Source organism: Pseudomonas sp. PB120 (assembly GCF_009761815.1).
In the GTDB taxonomy this organism is placed as follows: domain Bacteria; phylum Pseudomonadota; class Gammaproteobacteria; order Pseudomonadales; family Pseudomonadaceae; genus Aquipseudomonas.
The window spans coordinates 1-23502 of sequence record NZ_RWIN01000067.1; the positions used below are offsets into that span (position 1 = coordinate 1).

22 protein-coding genes and 2 pseudogenes are annotated in these 23502 nt (G+C 61.4%); 8 read left to right on the forward strand and 16 right to left on the reverse strand.

Going from position 1 to position 23502, the window contains the following annotated elements:
- Window positions 1-175: 175 nt before the first annotated feature.
- From EJA72_RS13405 to EJA72_RS13415, 3 genes are all read right to left on the reverse strand, one after another.
- Window positions 176-1891, reverse strand: coding sequence for an amidase (locus EJA72_RS13405; protein ID WP_157711917.1), 1716 nt, complete (start codon window positions 1889-1891; stop codon window positions 176-178).
- A gap of 448 nt (window positions 1892-2339) precedes the next feature.
- The gene (gene msrA / locus EJA72_RS13410) at window positions 2340-2846 is read right to left on the reverse strand and encodes a peptide-methionine (S)-S-oxide reductase MsrA (RefSeq protein ID WP_157711918.1); all 507 of its coding nucleotides are present in this window, start codon (window positions 2844-2846) and stop codon (window positions 2340-2342) included.
- 126 nt (window positions 2847-2972) lie between these two features.
- Window positions 2973-3524: a hypothetical protein gene (locus tag EJA72_RS13415; RefSeq protein ID WP_157711919.1), complete on the reverse strand. Its 552-nt coding sequence runs from the start codon at window positions 3522-3524 to the stop codon at window positions 2973-2975.
- A 364-nt stretch (window positions 3525-3888) separates the two neighbouring features.
- Here EJA72_RS13415 and EJA72_RS13420 point away from each other — a divergent pair, with 364 nt between their 5' ends.
- On the forward strand, window positions 3889-4275 hold the full coding sequence (locus EJA72_RS13420; RefSeq protein WP_157711920.1) for a c-type cytochrome: 387 nt from the start codon (window positions 3889-3891) through the stop codon (window positions 4273-4275).
- Between the two features lie 57 nt (window positions 4276-4332).
- Window positions 4333-5322 (forward strand): annotated as a pseudogene (locus EJA72_RS13425) (sterol desaturase family protein); the annotation flags it as partial.
- 88 nt (window positions 5323-5410) lie between these two features.
- Here the strand turns inward: EJA72_RS13425 and EJA72_RS13430 are convergent.
- The 3 genes from EJA72_RS13430 to EJA72_RS13440 form a co-directional block, all read right to left on the reverse strand.
- Window positions 5411-5842 (reverse strand): nuclear transport factor 2 family protein, encoded by a 432-nt coding sequence (locus EJA72_RS13430; protein ID WP_157711922.1) that lies wholly within the window; start codon window positions 5840-5842, stop codon window positions 5411-5413.
- Between the two features lie 65 nt (window positions 5843-5907).
- On the reverse strand, window positions 5908-6480 hold the full coding sequence (locus EJA72_RS13435; protein ID WP_157711923.1) for a chorismate mutase: 573 nt from the start codon (window positions 6478-6480) through the stop codon (window positions 5908-5910).
- Between the two features lie 73 nt (window positions 6481-6553).
- Window positions 6554-6853 (reverse strand): hypothetical protein, encoded by a 300-nt coding sequence (locus EJA72_RS13440; RefSeq protein ID WP_178129349.1) that lies wholly within the window; start codon window positions 6851-6853, stop codon window positions 6554-6556.
- Window positions 6854-7090: 237 nt separating this feature from the next.
- Between EJA72_RS13440 and EJA72_RS13445 the strand changes: the two genes are divergently transcribed.
- The gene (locus tag EJA72_RS13445) at window positions 7091-8767 is read left to right on the forward strand and encodes an MFS transporter (protein WP_157711924.1); all 1677 of its coding nucleotides are present in this window, start codon (window positions 7091-7093) and stop codon (window positions 8765-8767) included.
- A 205-nt stretch (window positions 8768-8972) separates the two neighbouring features.
- On the opposite strand, the pseudogene EJA72_RS13450 reads toward EJA72_RS13445, so the two are convergent.
- The 6 genes and pseudogenes from EJA72_RS13450 to EJA72_RS13475 form a co-directional block, all read right to left on the reverse strand.
- A pseudogene (locus EJA72_RS13450) lies at window positions 8973-9254 on the reverse strand (hypothetical protein); the annotation flags it as partial.
- 122 nt (window positions 9255-9376) lie between these two features.
- Complete coding sequence (locus tag EJA72_RS13455; protein ID WP_157711925.1) at window positions 9377-10069, reverse strand: RES family NAD+ phosphorylase; 693 nt, start codon at window positions 10067-10069, stop codon at window positions 9377-9379.
- Window positions 10063-10467: an antitoxin Xre-like helix-turn-helix domain-containing protein gene (locus tag EJA72_RS13460; RefSeq protein ID WP_157711926.1), complete on the reverse strand. Its 405-nt coding sequence runs from the start codon at window positions 10465-10467 to the stop codon at window positions 10063-10065. The genes EJA72_RS13455 and EJA72_RS13460 overlap by 7 nt, the downstream gene beginning before the upstream one ends.
- A 94-nt stretch (window positions 10468-10561) precedes the next feature.
- A complete protein-coding gene (locus EJA72_RS13465) occupies window positions 10562-11233 on the reverse strand; it encodes a bifunctional 2-polyprenyl-6-hydroxyphenol methylase/3-demethylubiquinol 3-O-methyltransferase UbiG (protein ID WP_157711927.1) in 672 nt (223 codons plus the stop codon).
- A 106-nt stretch (window positions 11234-11339) separates the two neighbouring features.
- Window positions 11340-12338 carry a bile acid:sodium symporter family protein gene (locus EJA72_RS13470; RefSeq protein WP_157711928.1) on the reverse strand — a complete coding sequence of 333 codons (999 nt, stop codon included), beginning with the start codon at window positions 12336-12338 and terminating at the stop codon, window positions 11340-11342.
- A 136-nt stretch (window positions 12339-12474) separates the two neighbouring features.
- Window positions 12475-13641, reverse strand: coding sequence for a GGDEF domain-containing protein (locus EJA72_RS13475; RefSeq protein ID WP_157711929.1), 1167 nt, complete (start codon window positions 13639-13641; stop codon window positions 12475-12477).
- A 167-nt stretch (window positions 13642-13808) separates the two neighbouring features.
- On the opposite strand from EJA72_RS13475, the gene EJA72_RS13480 reads away from it, so the two are divergent.
- Complete coding sequence (locus tag EJA72_RS13480; RefSeq protein ID WP_157711930.1) at window positions 13809-14288, forward strand: VOC family protein; 480 nt, start codon at window positions 13809-13811, stop codon at window positions 14286-14288.
- On the opposite strand, the gene EJA72_RS13485 is transcribed toward EJA72_RS13480, so the two are convergent.
- Complete coding sequence (locus EJA72_RS13485; protein ID WP_178129350.1) at window positions 14263-15159, reverse strand: LysR substrate-binding domain-containing protein; 897 nt, start codon at window positions 15157-15159, stop codon at window positions 14263-14265. The two genes, EJA72_RS13480 and EJA72_RS13485, sit on opposite strands and share 26 nt — an antisense overlap.
- A 127-nt stretch (window positions 15160-15286) precedes the next feature.
- Here EJA72_RS13485 and EJA72_RS13490 point away from each other — a divergent pair, with 127 nt between their 5' ends.
- Genes EJA72_RS13490 through EJA72_RS13505 form a run of 4 tightly spaced genes read left to right on the forward strand, consistent with a single transcriptional unit; the run spans window position 15287 to window position 20345 of the window.
- Window positions 15287-16630: an FAD-binding oxidoreductase gene (locus EJA72_RS13490; RefSeq protein WP_157711932.1), complete on the forward strand. Its 1344-nt coding sequence runs from the start codon at window positions 15287-15289 to the stop codon at window positions 16628-16630.
- A gap of 36 nt (window positions 16631-16666) precedes the next feature.
- Window positions 16667-18316 (forward strand): FAD-dependent oxidoreductase, encoded by a 1650-nt coding sequence (locus tag EJA72_RS13495; RefSeq protein ID WP_157711933.1) that lies wholly within the window; start codon window positions 16667-16669, stop codon window positions 18314-18316.
- Window positions 18317-18320: 4 nt separating this feature from the next.
- Window positions 18321-19490 (forward strand): FAD-binding oxidoreductase, encoded by a 1170-nt coding sequence (locus tag EJA72_RS13500; RefSeq protein ID WP_157711934.1) that lies wholly within the window; start codon window positions 18321-18323, stop codon window positions 19488-19490.
- Window positions 19491-19547: 57 nt separating this feature from the next.
- A complete protein-coding gene (locus tag EJA72_RS13505) occupies window positions 19548-20345 on the forward strand; it encodes a transporter substrate-binding domain-containing protein (protein ID WP_157711935.1) in 798 nt (265 codons plus the stop codon).
- Window positions 20346-20372: 27 nt separating this feature from the next.
- Here the strand turns inward: EJA72_RS13505 and EJA72_RS13510 are convergent, their stop codons facing one another.
- Genes EJA72_RS13510 through EJA72_RS13520 form a run of 3 tightly spaced genes read right to left on the reverse strand, consistent with a single transcriptional unit; the run spans window position 20373 to window position 23300 of the window.
- Window positions 20373-20825 carry a hypothetical protein gene (locus EJA72_RS13510; protein ID WP_157711936.1) on the reverse strand — a complete coding sequence of 151 codons (453 nt, stop codon included), beginning with the start codon at window positions 20823-20825 and terminating at the stop codon, window positions 20373-20375.
- Between the two features lie 46 nt (window positions 20826-20871).
- Window positions 20872-21759, reverse strand: coding sequence for a DUF2950 domain-containing protein (locus tag EJA72_RS13515; protein WP_157711961.1), 888 nt, complete (start codon window positions 21757-21759; stop codon window positions 20872-20874).
- A 26-nt stretch (window positions 21760-21785) separates the two neighbouring features.
- A complete protein-coding gene (locus EJA72_RS13520; RefSeq protein WP_157711937.1) occupies window positions 21786-23300 on the reverse strand; it encodes a DUF3300 domain-containing protein in 1515 nt (504 codons plus the stop codon).
- Window positions 23301-23502: the final 202 nt, after the last annotated feature.

Consider the following 23502-nt stretch of genomic DNA (forward strand, 5'->3'; position numbering starts at 1 on the left):
GAGGGCATGCCGAGCCTAGGCGAGGCACCGAACGAAAGGGGCAAGAGCCCTTGGTTACTTGGGGCTTTTCCAAGTGACTCGCCGTAAGGGCGAAACCAATAGCCGCCGTGACCGAAGAAACGGATATGCCCCCAATCCCAATCCCAATCCCAATCCGTCCAGAAACTCAGGCGGGCTAGTTACTGCCCACAGCCAACGGCGGAGTCCGCGGCGGAACCATCCGCTTCGACCCGGTCGCTTCAAACGCCGAAGCAAAGCGCAACAGCGCTGAATCGTCATAGGCCCGACCCGCAAAGGTCAGCCCGACCGGCATGCCGATATCCGGCATGATGCCCATCGGCACCGTCACCGTCGGAACCCCCAGGTGGCGAATGGCGAGGTTACCGTTGGCAACCCAGATCCCGTTGCTCCAGGCGATGTCCGCAGACGCCGGATCGACATCAGCGTTCGCCGGCGCCACATCGGCAACCGTCGGGAACAGCACCGCGTCCAGCCCGAGTCGGTCCATCCAGTCTTCAAGATCGATTCGACGGGTTTGTTCCAGTCCGCGAAGGCCATCAGGCACCGTGGTGATCTGGTCCCAAGGCGTAATGCCGCGCTCGGCCATCTTCACGTACTCGTCCATGCCCGCGACAAGGTCGCCCTCGCGGTTGGGCAGCGTGCCCGGGTCGTGCGGGAAAATCAGCGGACCGTCGACGTCCACCAGGCGGTTCAATTTCGGGTCGCCGTTGGCCCGCAGGAAATCATCGAACGCCCAGGCCGTCAGGTCCCACAGTTCATGATGAAGGAACTCTTTGGACACCAGGCCCCGGTTGTAAACGGTCGGCGCCCCCGGACGATCGCCCTCGCAGTTGGAGACGAGCGGGAAATCGACTTCGATGACTTCGGCGCCGGCAGCTTCCAGTGCCTTGCGTGCGTCTTCCCACAGCCCGATAACGCTAGGGCGGGTGTTGATTTTCTGCCCTGTCGGGCCTCCGATACCCGGCGCTTCGCTGGTGCCGGCTTCAGGGTCCGCATTGATGTACATGCGCGGTACGCCCAGGCGCTTTCCTGCCAATGCATCGGCCTTCACGGCCAGTTCGGCGTAGGACGCGGGACGCACCGAGGCGACGCTCGGAATAGGGACCCAAGGTTGCAACCGCCACAGATCACCGCGTGTGTCGGTGTCTTCGGCCACCACCACATCGAGCACCTCAAGCAGGTCCGCCATGGTTCTGGCAAACGGCACGACCACGTCCATGGTCGGGGTCAACGGCCAGTTGCCGCGTACCGAGATCACCCCGCGCGATGGCGTGTAGGCGCACAACCCATTGTTCGACGCCGGACCACGTCCGCTGGACCAGGTTTCTTCGGCAAGGCCGAATGCCGAGAAACTGGCGGCGGTGGCGGTGCCAGCACCGTTCGAGGAGCCCGAGGCAAAGGGCGCGGTGAGATAGTCCGCGTTGTACGGGCTCTCAGCGCGGCCGTAGACCCCGCGTTGCATACCGCCGTTCGCCATGGGCGGCATGTTGGTCTTGCCCAGGCAGATGGCACCGGCGGCGCGCAGCCGTTCGATGGTGAACGCGTCGCGGTAAGCCACCAGGTCGGCAAAGGCCGGGCTGCCGGAAGCGGCGGTCAGCCCCTTGACCAGGTAACTGTCCTTGGCCGTGTAGGGAATCCCGTCCAGCGGCCCCAACGTTTCGCCCTTGGCGCGACGGGCGTCGGACGCCTGCGCTTCGTTCAGCGCTTCAAGATTGCGCACCACGACCGCGTTGAGCGCGGTGGGGGTGTCGGCGCCATCGTAGGCGTCGATCCGGGCGAGATAGGCCTGGACCAGCTCGACCGCCGTGGTCTGGCCGGACTCGAGCGCCGCGCGCAGTTCGGCGATGGAAACTTCGGTGACCTCGATCATGCTGTTACCACCGACGGCTGATGGATGTTGGATTCATGGGCATCACTTTTTTCAAAATGGATTCTCATAGCGGCTCTCGTTGCACTGCATTGCGCGACAGGGTCTGGGCTTGCTGGGTGGCTAGTATATTTAACACTGGCCGTTCGTGGAATGCCCCTGAGCATGTTTACTCGTCGGTTTGATTTGGGGCGATTTTAGCAAGGCTATGGCACCTTGATCCAGAACTGTAAACCCTGCGGAAAGCAGCGATGATGCCCGTTAAAGCTGGGCTTGGCGAGTTTTTCAGGGGGGCTGGCGCCACTTTTCAGATCGTTTCAACAGTGATGTCGAGTTCGGTAACCAGGACCCTTAGGCCAATCACATCGTCGAGATTTCAATCGACAACGGACCGCTGGCGTTCAAATTGTTGAACGCCAGCGAGATGGCCGTATGTTTTTTCAGTGGTGGGTTACGCGCGTTTGGGCAGTTTCCAGTTGGGCCGGATGAAATGGCAGGTGTAGCCGTTGGGGTATTGCTCGAGGTAGTCCTGATGTTCCGGCTCCGCCTCCCAGAATGGGCCTGCGGGTGTCACTTCTGTCACGACCTTGTCGGGCCAGAGACCGGAAGCATCGGCGTCGGCCACGGTGTCTTCGGCGACACGCTTCTGCTCTTCAGTGAGATAGAAGAGGGCAGAGCGGTAGCTTGTCCCCCTGTCATTGCCCTGGCGATTCAGGGTTGTCGGGTCGTGGATCTGGAAGAAAAACTCGAGGATCTGCCGATAGCTGGTCTGGTCGGGATCGAACACGATCTCGATCGCTTCGGCGTGTGTGCCATGGTTGCGATACGTCGCATTGGGCACGTCGCCGCCCGAGTAGCCCACCCGCGTGGACACTAAGCCCGGTTGGCGTCTCAGCAAATCCTGCATGCCCCAGAAGCAGCCACCCGCGAGGATGGCCGTTTCGGTTCGGTTCGTCATTGTGCTGTCCTTTCCATCAATGTGGCCGTTTGAACCGGCCACTTGCAGGTTATTGAGGGCCGATCGGGCTGTTGAACTGGTCGGAGTAACTGCCGGTCATCAGCGAAGTCGCCACTCTATCGGACCCTACGCCAACGCGAGAGCCATAGGCGAGACGAGCGGTGCCGATTTTGTCCGAACCGTCGGCGGCGAGTGCACCGGCGCCGACATGATCCGATCCATCAGCGGCAACCGCACCAGCGCCCACATGATCTGCACCATCAGCAGCAACCGCCCCGGCGCCCACATGATCTGCACCATCAGCAGCAACCGCCCCGGCGCCCACATGATCCGCGCCATCAGCGGCAACCGCACCAGCGCCCACATGATCTGCACCATCAGCAGCAACCGCGCCGGCGCCCACATGATCCGCGCCATCAGCGGCAACTGCGCCGGCGCCCACATGATCTGCACCATCAGCGGCAACCGCGCCGGCGCCCACATGATCCGAGCCATCAGCGGCAACTGCGCCGGCGCCCACATGATCTGCACCATCAGCAGCAACCGCCCCGGCGCCCACATGATCCGCGCCATCAGCGGCAACCGCTCCGGCACCCACATGATCCGCGCCATCAGCAGCAACCGCTCCAGCACCCACATGATCCGCGCCATCAGCAGCGACTGAAGCAGCCCCAACATGGTCCGCACCATCAGAGGCCAATGCCTGGGCACCCGCAGCCCAGGCGCCAGACGGAATCACAACCGTTGCCGCGACCGCAAACAGGACGCCTGAAAAAAGCTTGTATTTCATGATCTTCTCCACCACCCGATAGACGCAGAACAACTGAGCACAGCTCGCCGTTCAATCCTTGGCGACACGACACATCGGCTCGGGTTTGATTACGTTGGCGATAGGCACGGGCGCACCAGTTCAGCGCACGGGTGTCGACATTTTGCATGTCACTTAAATAGCTAACCGAAAGAGTATAGATCGCATTTACGGGTAGCTTTTCAATCGTTGAATGTCATAGGGTGCGCACGGCTCTACGACCTGGAATCCCGTATGAAAAAAACCGCCATCCTCACCTTCTTCCTGCTAAGCGCAGGAGCCTTCAGTACACCTGCAACGGCAGGCGATGCTGAGGCAGGGCAGAAGCTGTTCAATCGGACCTGTGGCGGTTGCCATCAAGTCGGAGAATCAGCGCGGGCGTCTTTCGGGCCGCAGCTCAATGGCGTTATCGGGCGCCTGGCCGGCAGCACGACGGACTACCAGTATTCCAACGCCATGAAGACCTCAGGCGTGGTCTGGACCCGTGAAACACTGGCCAAGTACATCGAAGATCCAAAAAGCGTGGTGTCCGGGACGCGGATGATTTTCTGGGGAATCAGCGATCCGGAAAAAATCGAAAACCTGTTGGCCTACCTGCAGACGTTCAGTAACAGAGAATGAGACGCAAATAGCCGCGCTGAACTACACTTACATCCCTTTATTGGCGGGCAGCCATTGATGGATGTTCTCGCGCTTCTCTATCACTACCTGAGCCGGTGGGTCGTTGAACCTGTCACCGAGCAGTTTCTGGGCCTATTCGATCTGGATGGCCGTTTCTGCGTGGTGTTTTTGTGCGTGTCCTACGGCATCGCCTACAGCCTTTTCCGATTCAGAAAGCCGCGCGGTTTGACCGACGCACGGTCATTCGGGCAGTTCATTGGCGGACGCCAGGTCAACTTTCATCGTTCTGCACTGCTGGATTACCGGTATTACTTCGTGCGCGCGATCCTGAAAGTCGCGTTGGTGGTGCCCATCGTTGGGTTGGTTGATCCGCATGTTCTGCGCTCGGGGGACTACATCGCGTTTTTCAATGGGCTTTGGGGGGCGCGCCCGCACGTGGGCGAAAGCCTCTCGCTGTCGCTGACCTATGGATTGGGGACGTTTCTGGTCAGCGACTTCATTCGCTACTGGGCCCATCGTGCCTGGCATTCCCGGTATTTGTGGACGTTCCACAAGGTCCATCATTCGGCCACGGTGCTGGTGCCAGCGACCGCGAGCCGGGTTCATTTCGTGGAAAAAATCGTCGAAAAAGTGCTCGTAACAGTCGGCTTGGGAGCCTTCGCCGGCATTTTTTGGTACGCCTGTGGCGGCAAGATCAGCCCCTACACCTTGTTCGGCGTGACCTACATGGTGTTGATCCTCAATGGATTGGCGGCAAACCTGCGTCACAGCCATGTCTGGCTTTCGTTCGGGCCGGTGATCGAGCGTGTGCTGAACAGTCCGGCGCAACACCAGATTCACCACAGTGACGCACCTCGTCACTACAACAAGAACTTCGGCATCAACCTGTCACTCTGGGACTGGATGTTCGGCACGCTCTATCTGACGGGCTCAAAGCCGGAACCTGTTCAGTTCGGCACCGGTGAGCAGGATCGCGAGCGTTACCTGACGGTGTACAGCCTGATCGCCATGCCGTTCATGGACATTGCCGGCAAGATCACGCGCCGGTTTCCAAAGGCGTTTTGGTCGAGAGGCGAGGAGGGGGATGGGGAGTCGTGCCCGCCAGCCACGACCCCTCGCCCGACGCAAAGCTACATCAGAGGGCTTTACTGGCCGCCAGGTAAGCGCCGAGGCGTTGGCCCATTTGCTCACCCAAGGCTTGCAAGCCGCTCAAGGGACGGACCATGACCTCGAATTCAACGATTTTCCCTTGTTCATTGAAACGGATCATGTCGATCCCCTTTAACGCTTTCCCGCTGACGTCGGCGCTGAACTCCAGGATCACGTTCAGCCCGTCTGCCGTCGCCAGTTCCCGGTGATAGGTAAAGTTCTCAAACACCTTGATCACCGTATTGAGGATCATCGACACCACCGGCGCTCCCGGGTATGGCGTGTGTGCCATCGGCGAGCGGAAAACTGCTTGAGGGTCGAGCAGTTCAGGCAAGGCACTCAAGTCGCCGGTGCGGATCATTTCGTGCCATTGGCCCAGGGATTGCGCAGCGTTGGGGTGCAGTTTCAGTTCAGACATTTCAACTCCTGTATTTTTTGTTGTTTTCAAACGTCAGTGAGGCGGGCGGGATTACCGTGTATCAATCATTGATCGGCGATGCACAGCTCCCCGGTGGCACGTATCAGTGCCTGGCCGTGAAGTTGATCCTTGATCAGCCCGGCGCGCGCAACGCCCAGCCAGCTCGGGCAGTTCGGGTCCTTGCGATAGGGGGCGAAGTCGGCGTATTGCTGCAACAGAAGGTTTTGCAGTTCATCCAGCCGAGGTCTGATTTGCAGGGTGAGGTCCGGTCGTGGCAGGTCGGGGGCCTTGTCAGCCGCTCGCCATTCAGCGATCAGTCCGTACTGCACCAGTTTATTGGCTTCGATCTGTGCGGCGATCAACTCGGCGGCTTCGTCCGGGTCGAGTTTTCGGTCCGCGGCCATCGCCCTGGCACTGGCGATCACCTGCGCTTCCCGGGCGGTGTCCTGGATAGGTTTGCCACTGTCCCACTTGGTCAACGCCACCTGATCCGCAATGTTCAGGCGCTCGTTTATCGTCACCAGCAGCGGTTGCAAACTGTCGGGCACCGCAGTGACCGTGCTGGCCTGCGCACTGCAGGCGAGGAGACCGGTCAGGGCGCACGTCAGCAACGGCGGCAAGCGGGAGGATAGAACCATGGGCAAGACCTCTACGGTGATCGATTCGCGTCGCCCATAAAACTCGCTAACGGGGGTGGTTGGCAAGCCTGTGTCAGCGTGTCTCGGTGAGCAGTCGCTCGAGCTGCGCCAGCTCCCAGGTGCTGAGCAAACTGACCGGGTCGGTGCCGAAGCGTTGCCAGGTGTCCAAGTCACCGTCGCGACCGTCCGGACTTTGGCAGTTTTGGCAGTGACGCAGGTGCTCGCCATCGATGTCGAGGGTCAGGCGCCAGCCTTCGATATCGACCTTTGCGAGACCGGGCTCGACGTGTTCGTCCAGCCGTTGAAACGGGCGAACACCCAGGGCGGCGTCTCGCAGTTGCTGATAAACCTCGCGTGCGGTCAGGGGTTGCACAGTTGTCTCCGGTGAGTTTCTAGTGAGCGCAGTGTGCCCGAAACAGCACGGCCATTTGGCCGAGTGGATATCTGCGCGAAGCTGATTATGCTTCAAGTAACCGTGCAGTGAAGTGAGGCAGTCAGCCTGTTTCACGCGTTGCGCAATCCGCAGTCCGATGACTTCAGCCCAGGGCCTGGGTGCGGCAGCAGTTGAGAGGTGCTCCGGCCTACAACAAGAGCAATACGGAGAAGACTCATGGCGGCAATCGACAGCACAACCCTGGGCCGAACCCCCAACCACGGGATCACCAAGGAGGAGCGCAAGGTCATTTTTGCCTCGTCTTTGGGCACCGTCTTCGAGTGGTACGATTTTTACCTCTATGGCTCCCTCGCCGCGATCATCGCCAAGCATTTTTTTGCCGGCGTCAACGAGACCACGTCCTTCATCTTCGCGCTGCTCGCGTTCGCTGCAGGCTTTGCGGTACGGCCTTTCGGTGCGATCGTGTTCGGGCGGCTGGGCGATATGATCGGGCGCAAACACACGTTCCTGATCACCATTGTCATCATGGGTATTTCCACCGCCATCGTGGGTTTTCTGCCCGGCTACGCGACCATTGGCGTCGCGGCGCCGATCATCCTGATTACCTTGCGCCTGCTGCAAGGCCTGGCGCTGGGCGGTGAGTACGGCGGTGCGGCGACGTACGTGGCCGAACATGCGCCGAAGGGTAAGCGCGGCTATTTCACTTCGTGGATTCAAACCACTGCGACCCTTGGCCTGTTCCTGTCGCTGCTGGTGATTCTTGCCTGCCGCACTGTCCTGGGCACTGAAGCCTTCGAGGCCTGGGGCTGGCGAATTCCCTTCCTGCTGTCGATCCTGCTGTTGATCGTCTCGGTGTACATCCGCCTGCAACTCAGCGAGTCGCCGGTGTTCGTGAAAATGAAGGCCGAAGGCAAAGCCTGCAAGGCGCCGCTGACCGAGTCTTTCGCCCGTTGGGACAACCTGAAAATCGTGATCATGGCCCTGCTTGGCGGTACTGCCGGCCAGGCGGTTGTCTGGTACACGGGGCAGTTCTATGCGCTGTTCTTCCTCCTGCAAATGCTCAAGATCGACCCGCAGACCGCGAACCTGCTGATTGCCGGCTCGCTGCTGATCGGCACGCCGTTCTTCGTGATTTTCGGCAGCCTGTCCGACCGTATCGGGCGCAAGGGCATCATCATGGCAGGCTGCATTCTCGCGGCGGTGACTTACTTCCCGATCTTCCATGCGTTGACCCAGTACGGTAACCCCGACGTGTTCATCGCCCAGGAGAAAAATCCCGTCACCGTGGTCGCCGATCCAGCCCAGTGTTCGTTCCAGTTCGACCCGGTGGGTAAAGCCAAATTCACCAGTTCGTGTGACCTTGCCAAGACCGTACTGGCGAAGAAAGCCATTCCCTATACCAACGAAAAAGCTGCCCCGGGCACCGTCGCGCAGGTTCGCATTGGCGGCAAAGTGGTCGAGAGTTTCGAGGGCACCGGCATGCCGGCCGCCGACTTCAAAACCCGTAACGACGCCTTCGTTGCCACCCTCGGCACCGCCCTCAAGGACGCCGGCTACCCGGAGAAGGCCGACCCGGCGAAGACCAACTACCCGATGGTGCTGCTGCTCCTGACCATCCTGGTTATCTACGTGACCATGGTCTACGGCCCGATTGCCGCCTGGCTGGTGGAACTCTTCCCGGCGCGCATCCGCTACACATCCATGTCGCTGCCGTACCACATCGGCAATGGCTGGTTCGGCGGTTTCCTGCCGACGGTGGCGTTCGCCATGGTCGCGGCCACGGGCGATATCTACTACGGGCTGTGGTATCCGATCGTTATTGCCGTGATGACGGCGATTCTCGGTACGTTCCTGTTGCCGGAAACCAAGGATCGGGAAATTCATCACACGTAGGGGGAGCATATTGTTGCGCGCATGAAAAAGCCCGGCTGATTAGGCCGGGCTTCTTTGTAGGAGCTAGCTTGCTGGCGATGGTCGTTAACGATAACGCGGGTTGACTGGTTAAACGCGGTGTTCTTGAGTCCATCGCGAGCCAGCTCGCTCCTACAGTGGGTTTGCGTGTATCTGAGTTAAGTATTTCGGTAAAGCCATTCATTCAAGCGTTGCGACTTTGGATCAAGCGGTCGGAACCACCTTCAGCAACGCGATTCTGGATCAGACGATCCGAGCCACCCTCAGCCACACGGCTTTCGATCAGGCGATCCGAGCCACCTTCAGCAACGCGGCTCTCGATCAAACGGTCCGAACCACCTTCAGCCACACGGCTTTCAATCAGACGATCCGAACCGCCTTCAGCGATGGCCTGGTGAGCAGGGGCTGCGGCGAAAGCGTTAACTGCGAAAACCGAGAATGCGATGCTGAGAAGAGTTTGGCGTTTCATGAGTGTGTGCTCCGGGGTGTTATTGGTTGGTATGGGTGCGATGTTACGCTCCGGAATTTTTAAGAGAACTTCATTGAGATGATGGTGACTATCGATGCGAGCAATGGATGGACGACGCGCCATCAAGCCTCACTGATCTGACTGACGCTCGTCAGCTGACCATTCCAGATCATCTCGTAATGTGCCGCTTGAATAACCGACAACACCGGCCTCGGCGTCATCAACGCCCAGCAATGACTGCCCGGCCGGCGCACCGAGTGGTAACGAATGCCCGGGCATTTCGCCTTTTTGACGGATTTCCCCAGTTGCCGGGAATGCGTGTAATCGTCGGGATCATAGACAGGATCGGTCATCGGAATGGCGGCAGCATCTCTCATCGCGGCCTCCACAAACGAGCAGACCAGCCCCCGGAAAACGAACCGCTCATAGTTGAGGCTTGGGACGTTCGACCAGTACAGACTCTGGTGATGCCGCACTTCAGCGAGGGCCGTTTCCATGGAATCCGCCACGTACAACACCCCGAAACTGCCATCGCTGAACCGCGAACCCGCCGGGTTGACGTGGGTGAACGGCGCAGTCGCATACGAGCAGCCAGGAATGCCGAACGGGATCTCCCGTCGTGGAATCAGCTCAAGTTGACCCACTTCGTTTTTCAGCCTGGGATTGGTCAGCGCCTGTATCTGATACAGCACCTCAAATTCATCCTCATCAGCAACGTCGTCAAACAACGCGATCGGCGGGAACTTTGAGTTGACCAGTCGATAGGCGTTTAGCAAGTCACCGGCCAGTTCCGCCAGCTCGCTCACCTTCACCATTGCGCGCCTCGCAGCACGTCGATGCGGCGAAAGGTTTCATACAGGGAAATCATGTCGCCCTGAGCCATGATCTCGAGCGGGCTGCGCCCATTGAAAAACTCGTTGTCGTTGGCCATCGACGGGAAGCCGTAGACGTTCTCCGGGTTGTCGAACACCAGGCGCAGGGCGGTGTGGATGTTGAGCACAAAACTGATGCGCTGCATCTGGTCCGCGTCCAATGTCACGGCCCATTCGGGATCGCGCTGCCGGGCGCGGGTGTAAGTACTGCGGGATATACGCAGGATGCGACAGGCCTGCTCGCTGGACGCGGCCCATTTTTCGAGGATGCCTACGGCAGCACGCAGACCCGTTACGCATTGGCTTTTGGTGAAGGCTTGTTCCTGAAGGGGGACTGCCATGTTTAATACCTTATGTTGAATCTATAGATTCAAATGTAGGCAAAAACAATCTGTGGATCAAGTTGCTGTGACCAGTGGTGGCACCATCTCCCAGTCACCCCCGCAACTCGCCCACCAACAGCAACGACTGCGGCACGGGGTTTTGCGGGTGCTGCGGCTCCTGCAGGCCTGCCAGTCGAAAACCGGCCATGTCCAGCGCGTTGATCCAACTGGACAGGGTGCGGAAATACCACGGCATCGCTTGCCATTGCCCCTGGAATCCGTCGAACGTCTCTTCCCGCCAGCCGTCCTGATAATCGCCCGCCGCCACGGCCCACGGGTGCAGCGTCTGGATCACCAGCGCACCGCCGGGGGCGAGCAGGGCGTTCATGGCGGCGAGCAGCGGGATGATGTCCTGGTGCAGCAGCGCAAAGTTAGCGCAGATCACGTCATAGCCGCGGCCGATGTCTACCGTCGCCTCGACCAACGCTTCATAGCTCGCCAGATGCACCGGTGTGGAGCCCGCCGCCCGCGCGGCGTCGACCAGCGTTGCATCGCCATCCACACCGACCACCTCGATGGCCCGGTCAGCCAGTGCACGCAACAGCCAACCCTCGCCGCAGCCGAGGTCGAGCACACGTTCGGGCTGACGGCCCAGCACTGCGAGCAGAATGGCCTGATCGGTGACTTGGCGGCGGCTTTCGATGCTGCCGTTGCGGATGGCCTCGATCCAGACATGGGCGTTGTGGTGCCAGCTTTGGAGGAGGGCGGTTTCGGGGGCGGGCATTTCGATATCCGGCGTTGTGGGCTGGATTGAAGGATAGAACATGCGCTGGGAGTGGACGTCGGCGCAGTCGATCAGCACGCCAGGCAGCGTGCTGATTACCCGGGCGTTAAGGATCGACTTGCCCCATCAGTTCAGCCACCGATTCTTCGCGTTTGGCATAGCGCTGGGCGAGCACGGCACAGACCATCAGCTGAATCTGATGGAACAGCATCAGCGGCAGGATCAGCACGCCGATGGTGCTGCCGGCGAACAGCACCTGAGCCATCGGTACACCGGTGGCCAGGCTTTTCTTCGAGCCGCAGAAAAGGATGGTGATCCGATCCTCCTGATTGAAACCGAAGGCTTTGCCCAGCAGGGTGGCGGCGACTAGTACCAGCGCGAGTACCACGCAGCAGACGATGACCAACCCGGCCAGGTCCTTCAGCGGAATCTTGTGCCAGATGCCTTCGATTACCGCTTCGCTGAAGGCGCCGTACACCACCAGCAAAATCGAGCCCTGATCGACAAACTTCAGCCAGCCCTTGTTGCGCCCGACCCAGGCACCGATCCATTTCCGTGCGATCTGCCCGGCAACGAACGGCAGCAGCAGCTGCACGCTGATCTTCAAGATCGCATCAACCGTCGAGCCGCCGTCGCCGTGCACGTTCAAAAGCAAGGTCACCAGCAGCGGCGTGAGGAAAATCCCGAACAGACTGGACGCCGCCGCACTGCAAATCGCCGCCGGAATATTGCCTCGCGCCAGGGAGGTAAAGGCAATCGCCGACTGCACCGTGGCCGGCAGCGCGCAGAGGTACAGCATGCCCATGTACAGATCGTCACCGATCAGCGGCGACAGCAACGGCTTGAGCGCCAGGCCGATCAATGGGAACAGCACAAAGGTCAGGCCGAACACCAGCAAATGCAGGCGCCAGTGGCCCGCACCGGCGATGATCGACTCGCGCGACAGTTTGGCGCCATGCAGGAAAAACAGCAGGGCAATGGCGATGTTGGTCAGCCAGCCAAAGCCCACTGCCACCTGGCCGCTGGCGGGCAGAAGGCTGGCGATCAGCACCACGCCGATCAGGGCCAGGGTGAAGTTATCGGGTAAGAAACGGGGGCGGGTCATCAGAATCATCCGGGTTTGCCAGGAACGTGAGGACGACTCTAACGCGGTGGGGGATTGCCGGCTAACGCTAATAAGCCAGTAGATGTCGTGTAAAGGACAAGGAATCTGGATTACAGGACATTGAGGGTGACTGCGGTTAGATGTTGTAGCCCCCAACCGTCCGATCCACCAACCGAATCCTGTCACGCCCGCCACGCTTGGACTCATACAGCGCGCTGTCACCTTGCTCGATCAATGCCGCCAGGCTGGCGGGCGGCGCGTCGAACAGGGTGGCGCCGATGCTCAACGTCACGGGTTCCGGCGTAGCGAACGCCTGTGACGCCGCTGTGTGGAATTGCTCGCGCAACGCGCAGCCCAACGCCTCGATTCGTTCGCTCGAGGCGTTGTTCAGCAGGATGACAAACTCGTCGCCGCCCAACCGGGCCGCCAGTGCACCGTCGGGCAATGTCGAGCGAATCATCTCGCTCATTGTGACGAGCAGTTGGTCGCCGGCCGTATGGCCGAACAGGTCGTTGACCAGTTTGAAGTTGTCGATATCGATCAGCAGCAACGCGCCCGGTCGCTCGGTCGAGACTTCGTCCAGCAGGCGCGGGGCCCGTACTTCGAGGGCGCGGCGGTTATACAGGGCGGTCAGCGGGTCGCGTGCGGCCAGCCGGGCAATTCGTTTCTCGCGCCGGTAGCGTTCGGTCCCGGTCATCGACAGTGCGATCAACATGATCGCCATCGCGCCTTCGACCAGCGAAATCTGAATGATCTCGCCACGCAGGGCAGCCAGATCGATCAGGGTACCGGGGGTCACCACCGATATCGCCTTGATGACGTAGAACAGCCCATGAATCAGCAGCACATAACGCAGCTGCCCGGCCCCGACGCTCAAGGAGCGGCCGTGAGGACGTAGCAGAAAACTGGCTCGCAGCGTCGGCAGGGCGACCAGCAGCGAATTGGCCACCAGCATGATCTTCGACCACGACGGTTCTTCCGGTAACAGCAGCAGGGCGACCCAGACAGCGATAATCAAGAGCCAGCCGCGGGACAGGCGCGCCTGCGTGAAGCGTGCAACCCCCAGCAGGAAAAGCCAGTGGGCCAGCACCAGCAGGCCATTGGCGAACCAGATGCCGATCAGCAACAGGCCGCTGCCGCGCAGCAAAGCGAGGGTCGAACCGACGGTGATCGTTGCAAATCCTGCGCTCCAGAACAGCAGCGAGGATTCACGAATGCTGCGCCATTCGACCGCCAGGTACAGCGCGGCGGCGGCTGCGAGGGCGGTGGAGAGGGCCAGCAGGGTGGGAGGGTCGAGCGTCATATCCTGACTTGTTTGCCTGATGGGTGATAAAGCACGCGATTATAAGCGCTGGCGCCCGTTTATCGCAGAGCTCGCCCATGCAATGTTGCTCTGCTCGTCGGCCGAGAATCGACCTTTTGGCCGGGCGGCTAAAATCAGTGCGTCAGTTTGAGAACGGGAGAACCGATATGGTCAGCAAAAACACGATCTGCCTGTGTTTCGACGGCACCGCACTGGACGCCGCCACTTTCTACGCCGAGACCTTCCCGGACAGCGCGGTGACCGCGGTGCATCGGGCGCCGGGCGACTATCCGGCGGGCAAGCAGGGTGATGTCCTGACAGTCGAGTTCTCGGTGATGGGCATCCCTTGCCTGGGGTTGAACGCCGGGGCAGGGTTCAAACACAGCGAGGCGTTCTCGTTCCAGGTGGCCACCGACGATCAGGCCGAAACGGACCGCTTGTGGAATGCGATTGTTGGAAACGGTGGCCAGGAAAATGTCTGCGGCTGGTGCAAGGACAAATGGGGGGTGTCGTGGCAGATCTCACCACGCGTCTTGACGGCCGCGGTTACCCATCCTGATCAAGCGGTGGCCAAGCGAGCGTTCGACGCGATGATGACGATGCGCAAGATCGATATCGCGGCTATTGAAGCAGCGCTCGCGGGTTAGCCGACGCTTCCTGTTCCAGCCACTCGAGAAACTCGCAGAAGCCGCTCGAGCGTTTCACCCGCTTCGGGTAGACCAGCGTGTAGCGCCCGCCGGTGATGATGCTGCCGGAGTGCACGCGGATAAGTTGCCCGGTGAGCAACTCATCGCGTGCGAGCACGGTGTCGACCAGCGCGACGCCCTGGCCGCATTTCACGGCGACGATCGCGGACTCCAGCGTATCGAACGTGAGATGAGCGTTATCGGGCCCGTTTGAATCCGGGTAGTACTCTTCCCACCGGCGCCAGTCCAGGCGATCCATGCTCGAGTCCACGAGTCGCGCGGTCTTGAGCACTTCTTCTGCCGTCGTCCCTTCGAGCAACACCGGTGAGCACATCGGAACCAGTTCCTCTTCCCACAGGTCCAGCGCTTCGAAGTCGGGCCAGGTGGCGGTGCCGTAGGCGATCATGGCGTCGATCGATTCAAACGCGAAGTCGGGAAAGCGGTGGTACACCGTGTCGACGCTGACAGTGACGTGCGGATGCAGGCGATAGAACGCCGTCAGCCGTGGAATCAGCCAGCGCGCCGCCATGGTCGGGTGCGCGCGCAGGCTGACACTTCTGCCCACGGCGGCGAGCATGTGCGAGGCATCCGACAGCAGGCCGATGACCTGCTCCGCCACCGGGACCAACGATTGTCCTTCAGCGGTGAGCACGATTTTGCGTGTGTGGCGCTCGAACAAGCGGTGCTCCAGGCGTGCTTCCAGTTGCGCTACCTGCCTGCTGACCGCGCTCTGGCTCAAGTTGAGTTGCTCACCCGCCTGGCCAAAGTTGCCCGTCTTCGCAACCGTCAGGAAGGCCTGCAAAAGCTCGATGGATGGCAGTTGGCGGCTCATGAGTCTATGCGCTCCTCGCATGGGATTAATGCAGATACATCACTGTCATTCCGGATGATCGGGGCACATTCTTAGCCCAAATTCCGACGCTGCGCTACGCGTCATTCTCCACCTGACGGTTGCCCTTATGAACTCACCAGAAACGGCATTTGCCACGGCGTCGACCTCCCGGGACCTCCTGCCTCGTGAAGTCGACGTGGCGATCATCGGCGGTGGCCTGATGGGGTGTGCGTGTGCGTATTACCTTAGCAAAGCGGGGGCGAAGGTTCTTGTCATCGACAAGAGCATCATTGCCGGTCAGCAATCATCGCGGGCGTGGGGCTTTGTTCGGCAACAATCGCGTGACGAAGCCGAAGTGCCGCTGATGCAAGCCAGTATCGGAATCTGGCGTTCGCTGGAGCAGGAACTGCAAAGCGACCTGGGATGGCGCAACGACGGCTGCCTTTTCGTCGCGGGCAACGAAGCCGAGCGTGACGGGTACGAATCGTGGCTGAGCGTTGCCCGCACCTTTTCGATGGACACCGTGATGCTTTCGCCGCGAGAGGTTGAAAAGAAACTGCCGGGTTACGCCGCCCGGCAACTGGGAGGCCTGTTCACCGCCAGCGACGGTCAGGCGGAGCCCACGCTGGTAGCGCGTGCCTTCGCGATGCGCGCCCGTGAACTGGGCGCGCACATCGTCGAACAGTGTGGCGCCAAAGGCATCGATGTCGCCGCCGGCCAGGTGGTGGGCGTGGAAACCGAGCGCGGCTATGTGAAGGCGAAAACCGTGGTCTGCGCGGCCGGCGTCACGACATTTCGCCTGTTGAAACTGCTCGGCATTTCCCTGCCGCAGCAATTGGTCCGGGGCACGGTGGCGCGGACCACCTCCGCGCCGAAGCTGAGCGGTATTTCCACCATCGCCAACGGCGTGGGCTTTCGGCAACGACTGGACGGCAGCTTCAACATCGCCGACGACGCCCATGTCGATGTCGACATGACGCTGGGCCATTTTCGCGCGCTGCAGTGGTACGCGCCTTTGTTGTGGGCGCACCGTAAATCGTTTCGTTTCAACCTGAACGGCGCATGTCTGACGGATCTGCACCAGCGCATGCCGTGGTCGCAAGCTTCACGGTCAGGCACGGGGATTCATGAGCGAAATCCGTTGATCCCGCCCAATGACCGAGGGCTGGCGAAGGCCATGAGCGGTTTCAAGGCGGCGTTCCCCGGGCAGGCGAGTACACAGATTGTCGATCGATGGGGAGGCGGCATCGATGTCTTGCCCGACGGCATCCCCGTCATCGACGCCCATACTTCGCCGCGCGGCCTGGCCGTCGCCACCGGGTTCTGCGGCCATGGCTTTGCCATGGGCCCCATCGTTGGCAAAACCCTGGCGAACTGGATCGATTCCGGCAACCCGGGAATGGACATGCGCCAACTGCGCCTGTCGCGATTCGCCGAGGGCGACGTCAAGGCGCCTTCTTCGCTGTTCTAGTCGATACCCACGCGCCTGTCTCACGAGGGAAACACGGTGAAAAGACCTCTCGAACCCAACACCTACTACGATCCCGCGTCGGTGGCTGGCAAGGCGCCGCCCATCAGCGACGAGACCGATATCCTCATCGTCGGCGCGGGCCCTGCGGGACTCGCGGCCGCCCTGGCCGCTGCCGGGCATGGCTTGCGGGTCACGCTGGTGGACGAAAATCCAATCCCCCTCGACACCATGGGCGAGGAGGTGCCGCTGCACTTTGGTGGCCGGATGGGCGCGGCGGTCGCCAACCGCAACAGCGTGCTGCAAACCCTTCTCGACGCTCGCCCGGAAATCGCCGACGCACTCGAAGCCGGGGTTGACGTGCGGCTCGGCACGGCAGTCTGGGGACTGTTCCCGCAACAGCGCACCACGGCGTGGATCGACGGCGCCGTCGCCGGGCTCGCCGATGAAGAGAACGCCAGTCTGCTGCGTTTCAAGCAGGTGATTATTGCCACCGGCAGGCGCGACATGGGCCTCGCCTTTGATGGCTGGCACCGCCCCGGCGTCATGGGCGTCAGCGCCGCGCATCGGCTGGCGACGGTTTACGAGGCGCTGGATTGCAAACGCGCCGTACTGGTCGGCAGCGATACGCACGCGCTGGCGACGGCCCATGCGCTGATCCGCAAGGGCGTGCAAATCGTGGCAATCATTGAGCAGGCCGAACAGGTCAGCGGCGATTCAGCGTTGCTCGGCCTGTTGGTCGAGCACGGCGCCAGGGTGTTGACCGGGGATGTGGTTCGCGAGGCGGTCGGGGATGCTTTTGGCATCACGCGGATAACCGCAGTCGCCGTCGACACGGCAGGTCGCCCCGTTGACGGAGCGCTGTACGAGATCGAATGCGACACGGTACTGCTGGGCGTGGCGGCCATTCCTGCGATTGAACTGGTCGAGGCGGCCGGGTGCCGCACGTCATTTCAGGCCGACCGTGGTGGTCACGTCCCGCAGGTGGACCCGGCGCAGCGCACGTCGTTGCCGTTCGTGCTGGTGGCGGGCGACTGCGCCGGTGTCTGGGCCTCGAAAAGCCTCGACGAGGAGGCTGCCCGGATTGAAGGCCGGATCGCCGCGCACACCGCACTTGCCGCGCTGGGTGTCGATATCGCTCAGCAAGACACGGCGCCAACGCCCGACATACCCACTGGCGATGTGGCCGCCAACCGCACGGCGTGGGTGCGCGCGTCCACCGTGCATGCACAGAACGCACCTTTCGTTTGCTTGTGCGAAGAGGTGACCGCCAGCGAAATTCTCGGACAACAACCGCCACGCTATCTCGACTGGACACCCGCCGATACCACGGTGCAAAGCACGATGACGGCGTCGCTGCAAAACGGTTCGCCCAACCCCGACGTGACCAAGCGTCTGACCCGGGCCTGCATGGGGCCCTGCCAGGGACGCCGTTGTCGCGAACAAGTGGCGACGCTGCTCGGCATCGGTGCCGGGTTGAGCGTCGACGCCATTGCCCTGGCCTCGTTTCGTCCACCGGTGCGTCCTTTGTCGTTGCGCCAGATTGGCCAGATCGACGAAACACCCCACATGCAAAACCGTTGGGATGCCTGGTTCGACATGCCGTCGCAGTGGACGCCGTTCTGGCTGTGCACCGGGCAGCAGACCGTCGCTGTCCGTCCCACCCAACCGCCGCGTAACGAGGGCTGACACCATGCAGGCAGTTACGAAATCGTCCAACCGAGCGTCTGTCGTCATCGTCGGTGGCGGCGTGACCGGGTTGAGCGCCGCCTGGTGGCTGGCACGCGACGGCGTTGATGTGCTGGTCCTCGATGCCAACCTGATTGGCTGGGGCGCCTCGGGCCGTAACGGCGGCGGGTGCTCGCATCACCACAGCCCGTTGTTTGTGGAAGAGCAGCGGCTGTGGCCGATGATGGACGAACTGCTCGGTTATCCCACCGAGTATCGGCCGGACCGCATCAGCATCGATCTGACCGAACACCAACTGTCGCTCGATAAAAAAGTCGTCGACGAGGCCGCTTACTACGGATTGCGCGCCGACCTCCTGGACCCTCGACAGGTTCGCGACCTGGTGCCCTTTGCCGGCGACAACGTACTGGCGGGTTATTACTACCATTTCGGCGGCCACGCCAACCCGCACCGCACCCTGCAGGCCTATGCGTGGGCGCTGCAAAATCTCGGCGGCCGGCTGCTCGAGCACACGCCCGTTGTCGCCATCGAACGCCAGGGCGACCGCGTGACGGGCGTGCGCACGGCGCAAGGCCTGATCGCTTGTGATCATCTGGTGATTGCCGCCGGCCCGCATACCGGTGAATTGGCGGTCCAGCTCGGCGTCGACATCCCGCTCGTCACCGCCCGCGCCGAAATGATCGTGACCGAGCCGCTGCCGTTGATGGCGGTGGGCGGGGTGGATGGCAATGGTTTGTATGGCCGGCAAACCCTTCGCGGCAACCTGGCGTATGGCGGCGGTCCGCACGAATGGATCGACCTTGCGGACCTGCGCGGCACGCGCCCGCAATCGACGCCGCTGCAATGCAATATCGCCAAACGACTCGCCGACCTGTTCCCCAAAATCGCGCACAAACGGGTGATTCGCAGCTGGGCCGGGTTCATCGAAAACACCCCGGACGGTCGCCCCGTGATCGACCGTCCGCCCGAGTTGGACAATGTCACCGTCGCGACGATGTCCGGGGTCGGTTTCGGCCTGTCGCCGGCGAGCGGTCATGCCATTCGCGATCTGGTCGTTGACGGCACGTGCAGTTTTGCCGACCTCTCGACGTTCTCGCTTTCACGTTTTTCAGCCCTTGAGGCGGATTGGCAAGCTATTCAGGGCTGGCTGCCGTTACCTGTGCCGGGGGTGTAAAAAGGCTTTTTTGAATCGATGCACGCAACAATCATTCACCTCAAAAAGGTATTGACCATGAAACGAATGCTCCGCAATTTGACAGTGCTGGCCTCGCTCGGCATGACGTTGTGTTCCTTCACGGCACCCGCCAGCGCGGCAGCTGAAACGCTGCGGTTTGGTGTGGCTGCGGAGCCCTATCCGCCGTTTCTGGTCAAGACACCCACCGGGCAATTCACCGGCTTCGAACCCGACCTGATCCGCGCGCTGTGCGAGCAGATGAAAGCCGAGTGCGAGATCAAGGAGGTGGCCTGGGACGGCATCATTCCGGCGCTGCTCGCCAACAAGTTCGACGTGCTCTTCAACTCCATGGGCATCAGCCCGGAGCGGCAAAAAGTCATTGCCTTCTCGCGTCCTTACTATGAAACCACGGGGATTTTCGTTGCCCCGAAAAACGTCAAGGTGACGCTGACACCGGAAGGCCTGGCCGGCAAATCCATCGGCGTGCAGGGCTCGACCACCAACGCCGAGTTCATCCGCACCGCCTACGGCAACGCCTCCAACATCCGTATCTACAACACGCAGGACGACTGCAATGCCGATTTGCTGGCGGGCCGGATCGACGTCATGTTCCTCGACAAGCTTGGCGACATCGATTTCCTGAAGTCCGAAGACGGGTTGGCGTATGAGGAGAAAGGGACGGGCAGCGTCAAGATGGACCCGTTGCTCTATGGCCTGGGCATCGGGGCGGGCCTGCGTAAGAGTGACACCGCGCTCAAGGTGAAAATCGATCAGGCGCTCACGCAATTGCATGATTCGGGCAAGTACACGCAGATCTCGGAAAAGTACTTTCCGGTCGACCTCTGGCCACAGTGAGTCCCGAACCGCGCAAAGCAGGGGAGGCTATTGCGCCGAGCCTCCCGGCTTGATGTCCCCGCAGAAAATATCGGCATTGCCGCTGTCCGGCGCACTGCGCACCACGACGTAATACCCGCCGGAAAGCAGGACCGGTAATGCCACGGGTGCGCTTCGTGAGAACATCCAGCCGCGTACGGCCTGGCGTTCGGTGTTGACCCGGTCATTCATGGCGAAGGCCACGGGGCCGGGTTGCTCACAGCTGCCTTTATTGATGAACGAATAAAGGCGCAAGGGCAGGGTTGATCCGCTTGGGGCGCCGCTGATGAAGAAACTGAGCCCGGTTTCCTTGCCCCAGTCGGACAGCGTGACGTTACCGATCTGGCCGGTGTTGTTCCGGGCGGCCTCCAGCTTCACATTCACGCTGTTGTCTTTCGACGTGGCGCAGCCGAGCAGGCTTGCGCTGACCATCAGCGCGACAAGCGCGTACTTGAGCTTCATTGGCAAACTCCTGCGTAGAAGAGCGGCGAGGGGCGGGTATGCCTCGCTACTCTTGATCGACAGTCACCGCTTTCCAACTGTCATCCGGATCAAAGCGCTTCATCGATTTCGCCAGTTTTTCGCCGTCAGGCCCCAGGTCTTTTTCGAAGACCTGGCCTTCATGACTGATCATGAAGCTCATCACCCCGGTGTCGTCATATTTCGCCGGCCAGGCGATCAGGGCAAACCCCCGGCTCATCTTGTCGCCGATGAGGTAGCTGTAGGCGCCGCCGGGTGCCGATGGGCCTTGGCCCTTAAGGATGCGGAAGTGGTAACCGTGCCAGTCTTCGCCGCCAATGGCCTGGCCAAACTCGGGACCCAGGGGGCTGAGCTGATCGGTGTCGTCGTCCGCCCAATAAAGGCCATCGTGCGTGCCGGGGGTGCTGAAAATGTTCTGTGCATACTCGAGGGCGCCGTCACCGTCGCGATCCTCTGAGGCATAGTCCATCTGGGCGTCGTGATAGGTCAGTACCGATTGCAGCGCGGCATGTTCGTTGTGGCCAATGCGACGTGCGCGGACTTCAGCGGCACCGGCCTTCATGTCGAAGCGCCAACCGCTCTCGGCTTTGGTCAAGGGGATGGGCAATGTCCAGTTATCCTTGCCGACCGACAGGATTGCCTTGCGCTCGCTGGGTTTTTCGATGTGGTGCTGCTCGTGGTATTGCTTCAAAAAAGCATCCACATCGCTGCGCTGTACGCCTTCGCGCGGGATGAAACTGCGCCAGTCATCACCCAGCAACTCTGCCAGGCGTGCCTGATCGGCGTGTTCCGTACCCAGTGCTTCGACGAATGCTTCGGCGGCTTTTTCCGGCGTTGGAAAGGCTTGCTGTGCGCTGACGATGCACGACCACGCCAACCCGGCGGCGATCACCAGGGCGTGAACGAACACGCCCATGCCTGGCTTCACTCGAGGATTATTGTTCACCGACGGCCCCCCCTTGAACGCGCTGGTGGACTGGACGGCCGGCTGATCTGATGGCCGGCTGAACGCATGGAACCGGGGCGCTGGGCGGAGGCCTGACTGGCCCTGCCACGGTTGGCGAATGCGTTGCTCTGGGACGGTGAACGGGCGCCGGCGAAGGCATTATTGCGCGCACCTCCCGCACTGGCGGTTGGCCGTTTTGGCGCAGATTGACGGGCTTGTGCGGCGCCTTGTCCACGCTGCTCGCGCTGCTGATGCTGACCAGGCTGAGCGTTCTGCCTGCGGGGTTGCTGGGCTTCCCGAGTATTTCTGGCAGTACCCTGGCCTCTGTCGGAAGCAGCCGCCCTCGGCCTGTCTGCGCCACCTTGCATCCGATTCCCGGCCGAGATTCCGGACTGCGCTTGGCGCGCCTGATCGCGGGCTTGCCGATTGCTGGTGGCCGGTCGTTCTATACCGTGCCTGTCCATGGAGCCGCGGGCTTTTTCACGGGCCTGGGCGCGCTGGGCGTTGTCCCCGCGGAAGGCTTCACGCTGACTGGCACCGTTGAGTTGGCGGCCGAACTGCTCGCGGCTTCTGTTATCCCTATAGGGGACACCATCGCGGTGAACGGCGTTGTGCTGCCATTTGTTGTTGGTGATCCGGTTGTTGCCGTTGATGTTGTTGTAACGGTTGACGTCGATATCGACGTCGTTATTGCCCCAGTCACAATTGCCCCACAACGCGCCGACGATTGCGACGCCGGTACCAAACGCCAGCCCGGCCATCAAGGCCTGGCCGGGATAATAGGCGGGCGGCGGCGGGTAGTACGTGGGCGGCGAGGCAGGATAGGGCCAGGGGCCGTAGGCGGTGGTCGGGTTGTAAGTGGGGACGTACACCACCTGCGGATCGGAAGGCTCAATGATAATGGTCGAAGTGCTGGTGGCAGGGGCGGCCGTTGCGGGTGCAGGTGTGGTTGCCGGGGCTTGTTCCGGTGCCGCGACATTATTCTCAATGGTCACGTTCTGATACTGGTTGCTCTGCAGGTTGCCGGCTGCCTGCGCCTGACGACGCAAACGCTGCACGCCCACCATCACATCGTCGGGCTGCGCCAGGAACGCATCCCCCAGGCGCTGAACCCACACGGGGTCCTGTCCCAGCGTTGCCAGGACCTGAGGGAAGGCAACCAGCGCCTGCACGCTTGGGTCCCAGGTCTGGGTCGCCACTTGTTTAACCGCATCATCGCCCTTGGCGTCGGGGTGGGCTTTGGACCAGGTGACCGCCTCGGCGACTTCCCCGGGATACGTGGTGGCCATCAGCACCTGCGCCAGCAGCGGGTCCGGGTAAAGCGCGATGGGCGCCAGCATTTGATCCAGCTGCTCTTCGCTGAACACCGCATCCTTGGCCGCTGGCGGGACGGCCGCAGGGTCGGCAGCGGCAGCGGACACGGGTGCCGCCGCGTCCGGTGTTTGAGCCAGGCAGGAGGTCCCGCCAAAGAACAGCACGGCTGACACGGCATACAGTAATGGAATGCGCATTGCCGCTCCCCATCTGGTCTGGTCGGCTTGAATGGGATGGCTCGATATCCGGGAGTGAACGCTGACTCTGCAAGCCACAGGGGTCCGCCTCGCTGCCGTTCGTTAATGGTAGCAAAGGTATAAATTTTCGATTGATTCATTGCGGCAAATGTCTGAAGTGCCCAAGGGCGCCGTTGCTACACTGAGTTTACGCGGGGCATTG

Excerpts from the sequence above, each read along its gene's own strand:
- EJA72_RS13490 (WP_157711932.1), top strand. The coding sequence starts at position 15,287 with ATGAACTCACCAGAAACGGCATTTGCCACGGCGTCGACCTCCCGGGAC.
- EJA72_RS13420 (WP_157711920.1), top strand. The coding sequence starts at position 3,889 with ATGAAAAAAACCGCCATCCTCACCTTCTTCCTGCTAAGCGCAGGAGCC.
- EJA72_RS13505 (WP_157711935.1), top strand. The coding sequence starts at position 19,548 with ATGAAACGAATGCTCCGCAATTTGACAGTGCTGGCCTCGCTCGGCATG.
- EJA72_RS13510 (WP_157711936.1), bottom strand. The coding sequence starts at position 20,825 with ATGAAGCTCAAGTACGCGCTTGTCGCGCTGATGGTCAGCGCAAGCCTG.
- EJA72_RS13485 (WP_178129350.1), bottom strand. The coding sequence starts at position 15,159 with ATGAGCCGCCAACTGCCATCCATCGAGCTTTTGCAGGCCTTCCTGACG.
- EJA72_RS13460 (WP_157711926.1), bottom strand. The coding sequence starts at position 10,467 with ATGGCAGTCCCCCTTCAGGAACAAGCCTTCACCAAAAGCCAATGCGTA.
- EJA72_RS13445 (WP_157711924.1), top strand. The coding sequence starts at position 7,091 with ATGGCGGCAATCGACAGCACAACCCTGGGCCGAACCCCCAACCACGGG.
- EJA72_RS13405 (WP_157711917.1), bottom strand. The coding sequence starts at position 1,891 with ATGATCGAGGTCACCGAAGTTTCCATCGCCGAACTGCGCGCGGCGCTC.
- EJA72_RS13480 (WP_157711930.1), top strand. The coding sequence starts at position 13,809 with ATGGTCAGCAAAAACACGATCTGCCTGTGTTTCGACGGCACCGCACTG.
- EJA72_RS13435 (WP_157711923.1), bottom strand. The coding sequence starts at position 6,480 with ATGGTTCTATCCTCCCGCTTGCCGCCGTTGCTGACGTGCGCCCTGACC.
- EJA72_RS13475 (WP_157711929.1), bottom strand. The coding sequence starts at position 13,641 with ATGACGCTCGACCCTCCCACCCTGCTGGCCCTCTCCACCGCCCTCGCA.
- EJA72_RS13470 (WP_157711928.1), bottom strand. The coding sequence starts at position 12,338 with ATGACCCGCCCCCGTTTCTTACCCGATAACTTCACCCTGGCCCTGATC.
- EJA72_RS13500 (WP_157711934.1), top strand. The coding sequence starts at position 18,321 with ATGCAGGCAGTTACGAAATCGTCCAACCGAGCGTCTGTCGTCATCGTC.
- EJA72_RS13415 (WP_157711919.1), bottom strand. The coding sequence starts at position 3,524 with ATGTTGGGGCTGCTTCAGTCGCTGCTGATGGCGCGGATCATGTGGGTG.
- EJA72_RS13515 (WP_157711961.1), bottom strand. The coding sequence starts at position 21,759 with ATGGGCGTGTTCGTTCACGCCCTGGTGATCGCCGCCGGGTTGGCGTGG.
- EJA72_RS13430 (WP_157711922.1), bottom strand. The coding sequence starts at position 5,842 with ATGTCTGAACTGAAACTGCACCCCAACGCTGCGCAATCCCTGGGCCAA.
- EJA72_RS13455 (WP_157711925.1), bottom strand. The coding sequence starts at position 10,069 with ATGGTGAAGGTGAGCGAGCTGGCGGAACTGGCCGGTGACTTGCTAAAC.
- EJA72_RS13520 (WP_157711937.1), bottom strand. The coding sequence starts at position 23,300 with ATGCGCATTCCATTACTGTATGCCGTGTCAGCCGTGCTGTTCTTTGGC.
- msrA (WP_157711918.1), bottom strand. The coding sequence starts at position 2,846 with ATGACGAACCGAACCGAAACGGCCATCCTCGCGGGTGGCTGCTTCTGG.
- EJA72_RS13465 (WP_157711927.1), bottom strand. The coding sequence starts at position 11,233 with ATGCCCGCCCCCGAAACCGCCCTCCTCCAAAGCTGGCACCACAACGCC.